Annotated in this window: 4 protein-coding genes; 3 read left to right on the plus strand and 1 reads right to left on the minus strand. The window is 42.1% G+C overall.

Translation table 11 applies throughout. The features are described 5' to 3' along the window. The 3 genes from VN105_RS14925 to VN105_RS14935 all read left to right on the plus strand — a co-directional run. Positions 1–483: hypothetical protein (locus tag VN105_RS14925; RefSeq protein WP_325642247.1), on the plus strand; the 483-nt coding region annotated here is incomplete at its 5' end. A 100-nt stretch (positions 484–583) separates the two neighbouring features. Further along, a complete protein-coding gene (locus VN105_RS14930) occupies positions 584–1,081 on the plus strand; it encodes a methylated-DNA--[protein]-cysteine S-methyltransferase (RefSeq protein WP_325642249.1) in 498 nt (165 codons plus the stop codon). A gap of 51 nt (positions 1,082–1,132) precedes the next feature. After that, complete coding sequence (locus VN105_RS14935; RefSeq protein ID WP_325642251.1) at positions 1,133–1,804, plus strand: DNA-3-methyladenine glycosylase 2 family protein; 672 nt, start codon at positions 1,133–1,135, stop codon at positions 1,802–1,804. A gap of 126 nt (positions 1,805–1,930) precedes the next feature. On the opposite strand, the gene VN105_RS14940 is transcribed toward VN105_RS14935, so the two are convergent. Continuing rightward, positions 1,931–3,118, minus strand: coding sequence for a hypothetical protein (locus tag VN105_RS14940; protein ID WP_325642253.1), 1,188 nt, complete (start codon positions 3,116–3,118; stop codon positions 1,931–1,933). Positions 3,119–3,393: the final 275 nt, after the last annotated feature.

Raw genomic sequence — 3,393 nt, forward strand, 5'->3', positions numbered from 1 at the left:
TGGATCACCTGCGTACTGGCATTTAAAAACAGGAGAAGAACTGTAATGACGCCCAACAGGTATACAGAGCTTTTCTTTATGGATGAGGCCACCTCTTTCGCTGCAGGCCACCGGCCCTGTTTTGAATGCCGGAAAACAGCGGCCCATCAGTTTAAGTCATTGTGGCTACAAGGCAATCCTGGTAAGGACTTAAATGAAAAAACGCTGATTAAAGAAATAGATAATATCCTTCATGCAGAACGAATAGATAAACACCATCTAAAAGTTACTTATGAGGCTAATTCTGCATCCCTGCCCGACGGTACTTTTGTAAGTATAGAAGGCGCACCCTATCTTCTTAAAAAAGAATTACTTTACTTATGGTCTCCTTTTGGTTATGCAACAGGCATACCTTTACCGGAAGGCGGCAAATTATCTGTTCTAACGCCAGCATCTATAGTGAATGCTTTCAGGGCAGGGTACATTCCTCAAATGGCCATTTAATTGAGAGACGCAAGAAACGGGTTCTTTTTAGGTACACGCTGATGGTAAATTTGTGATCTGAAAAAGAATGGTATCTATCTCACTAAAAAAAATTAAACCGATGACATATTACCATAAAACAATGGCATCCCCTGTGGGCCAGCTAACCCTGATAGCGAGTGATAAAGGTTTGGCAGCGGTACTATGGGAAAATGATCTTCCGGGGCGTATACCCATTAACCACAGTACAGCTGATATTCATCATCCAGTACTCTGCCAGGCAGAAGAACAACTCAACGAATATTTTGCCAAGAAACGCACTTCTTTTTCCGTTGAACTGGATTTTTCAGGTACTGAATTTCAAAAAAAGATATGGCAGGCATTGCTAACCATTCCTTTCGGAGAAACGAGAACCTACGGACAAATTGCAAAGCAAATTGGTGATCCGAAAGCTGTACGCGCTGTAGGAGGCGCCGCCAATAAAAATCCTATTTCCATTATTGCACCCTGTCACCGGGTAATAGGGGCTTCCGGGAAATTAACCGGGTTTGCAGGAGGATTGGCCAACAAGCACCGTTTACTTCAATTAGAAAATAAAGTTGATCCAACATTATTCTAGTTTCTTGCTGAGATTCAGCGTTTATGCTATCTTTCCGGAAACTCAATACAAGTGTTGCATACCTTCTCAACGGAAAACTTTCATTCCATCTGCGATCAGCTGTGCAGGCAGGACCCGGAGTTAGCCTTTATAGTAAAAACGTATAGCTATCCACCAATGTGGACAAGACCCAACACGTTCGAAAGCCTGATACATATCATACTGGAACAACAGGTATCACTTGCTTCTGCTTTAGCAGCGCTTAATAAATTGCGGGAAAAGCTCATTAAAATAACACCTGCCAAACTACTTAAACTAACAGACGAGGAACTAAAGGCATGTTATTTCAGTCGCCAGAAAATGTCGTATGCCCGTTACTTAGCCCAGGCCATTCAGCGTAAGGAGTTCAGTCCCGTAGCGATGGAAACCCTTCCGGATGAAGAAGTACGTAAAAACCTGGTAGCGCTGAAGGGGATCGGTAACTGGACCGCTGATGTTTACCTGATGTTTGTACTTCAGCGCGCAGATATTTTCCCCATCGGGGACCTTGCAGCCGTAAATGCACTTAAGAAAGTAAAAAAACTGCCCAAAGACACGGCTCCGGAACAGTTGCTTAAGATATCGGCATCATGGCAGCCTTACCGTACCATTGCTACTATGATATTGTGGCATTATTACCTGTCGCTGCGGGTGAAAGATAATCATGCAGAAGCGGAGAAAATAAAGAAAGCGGTGACGATGTAGAAGAATCATATCCACCTTAACAAGATTTAATCTCATTTTTTTTACACCAGAAAATCAATTATTGCATGCTTACCCGGAGTTGGCCGGATAAGCATACAGAATTCCTGCCCTTATATCTACGTTTCACTACTTACTGATATTTTTGTTCAATTGCTCTTGAAGCGATTCATTTTGCGCTTTCAATTTACCGATCTCCTTCTTCATATCAATTAAATACAACGTCAGTTCTTCTATCTTCTGTAGTAATTTCTTATCCATATCTCCCAGGTCCACGCCCTCTTTTTCTACTTCTGAAGCACTTGGAATTTCCGGAAGATGCTGATGTATTTTTATGTATTCTTCAATATCCTGTAAAGACGGCAGGTTATAACCCGGCTTAAAGACAAAATCGGCCCATCCTGTTTGATTAACCTTTACCCTTCTGGCGCCGATAGAGCCTTCCACCGCCAGTTTGTGAACACCGGTTGAAGTGGTACCTATGCCTACAGTACCAGTGTTGGTAAGTGTTAACACTTCTGTAAATGAGTTGACATCATAAGGGTAAGTGCCATTATTATAATTTTTCTGGAGGAAATGTATCCCTGCCGCGCCACCTTCTCCTCTTATAATCAAACCTGATCCTGCATTATAAGCAGGAGTGACCAAATTTTTCCCTGCAGATATATCTGACGTAGTTAACGTTGCATTAAATGCAATGTAAGGCGTATTTGTAAAGGACATGTTCCCCATTGAAAGATAATCACCTGCCCTAAAGGCAGTATTGGCCCCCTTTCCTATATTCACCGACCCGTTTTGTACATCCAGCTTATGCGCAGGATTAATGGTTCCAATTCCCACATTGCCATTTGGTAAAATAACAGCATCAATGCCAGTTATATCTCCACCCAAAGCTAACCCCGTAGCCGTAGTTCCATAAACCTGTGCATTGCCTGCACGGGTAAATCCGATGCCATAAGCGGTTCCTACGGTGTTTATACCAAGCTTGAATTCACCATTTACATCCAGCAATGATGTGGGCGCATTCGTTCCAATACCAACTTTCCCGGTACTATGCACATTAATAACCCCGGTCCCCGGAGTTACTCCTCCTATTTTAAGCAATGCACCTCCCTGTTGTATATAAAACCGGCTATTCACACCCGATTGAAGTGAAATAGCTGCTGAATCGTCGGAAGGCCCCCAAATGCTTAGCCGTACAACAGGCGAGGTAGTTCCGATACCAACATTACCCGTGCTTTCGATCCTGTTTTGAGCAAATGAACTAAAAGAAGAAAACACTGACAATACAACAAAAGGGAGAAAATTTTTATACATTTTGGTATAGGTTATTTGATCATTAAATAAACAATATTTTCTGCAAAATTGGAATTCTGGTACGTATGCTATCTGCGTGATGTTAACACATTTGAAGAACCATTTTTCTACCTGCTGAGATAACCGGCATCAGGCACCTTCTTTTGCAACTGCTCTATTACTTCCTGCTGCTGTTTATTCTCTTTTTTCATCTCAATAATATACAATGTCAGCTCTTCAATCTTCTGCAAAAGCTTCCTGTTCATTTCTCCAAGGTCATGCCCATTTTGTTCTAT

It is taken from the genome of Chitinophaga sp., assembly GCF_035564935.1.
Lineage (GTDB): Bacteria > Bacteroidota > Bacteroidia > Chitinophagales > Chitinophagaceae > Chitinophaga.

Coding starts and splice junctions, on each gene's coding strand:
- VN105_RS14930 (WP_325642249.1), top strand. CDS start 584: ATGACATATTACCATAAAACAATGGCATCCCCTGTGGGCCAGCTAACC.
- VN105_RS14940 (WP_325642253.1), bottom strand. CDS start 3,118: ATGTATAAAAATTTTCTCCCTTTTGTTGTATTGTCAGTGTTTTCTTCT.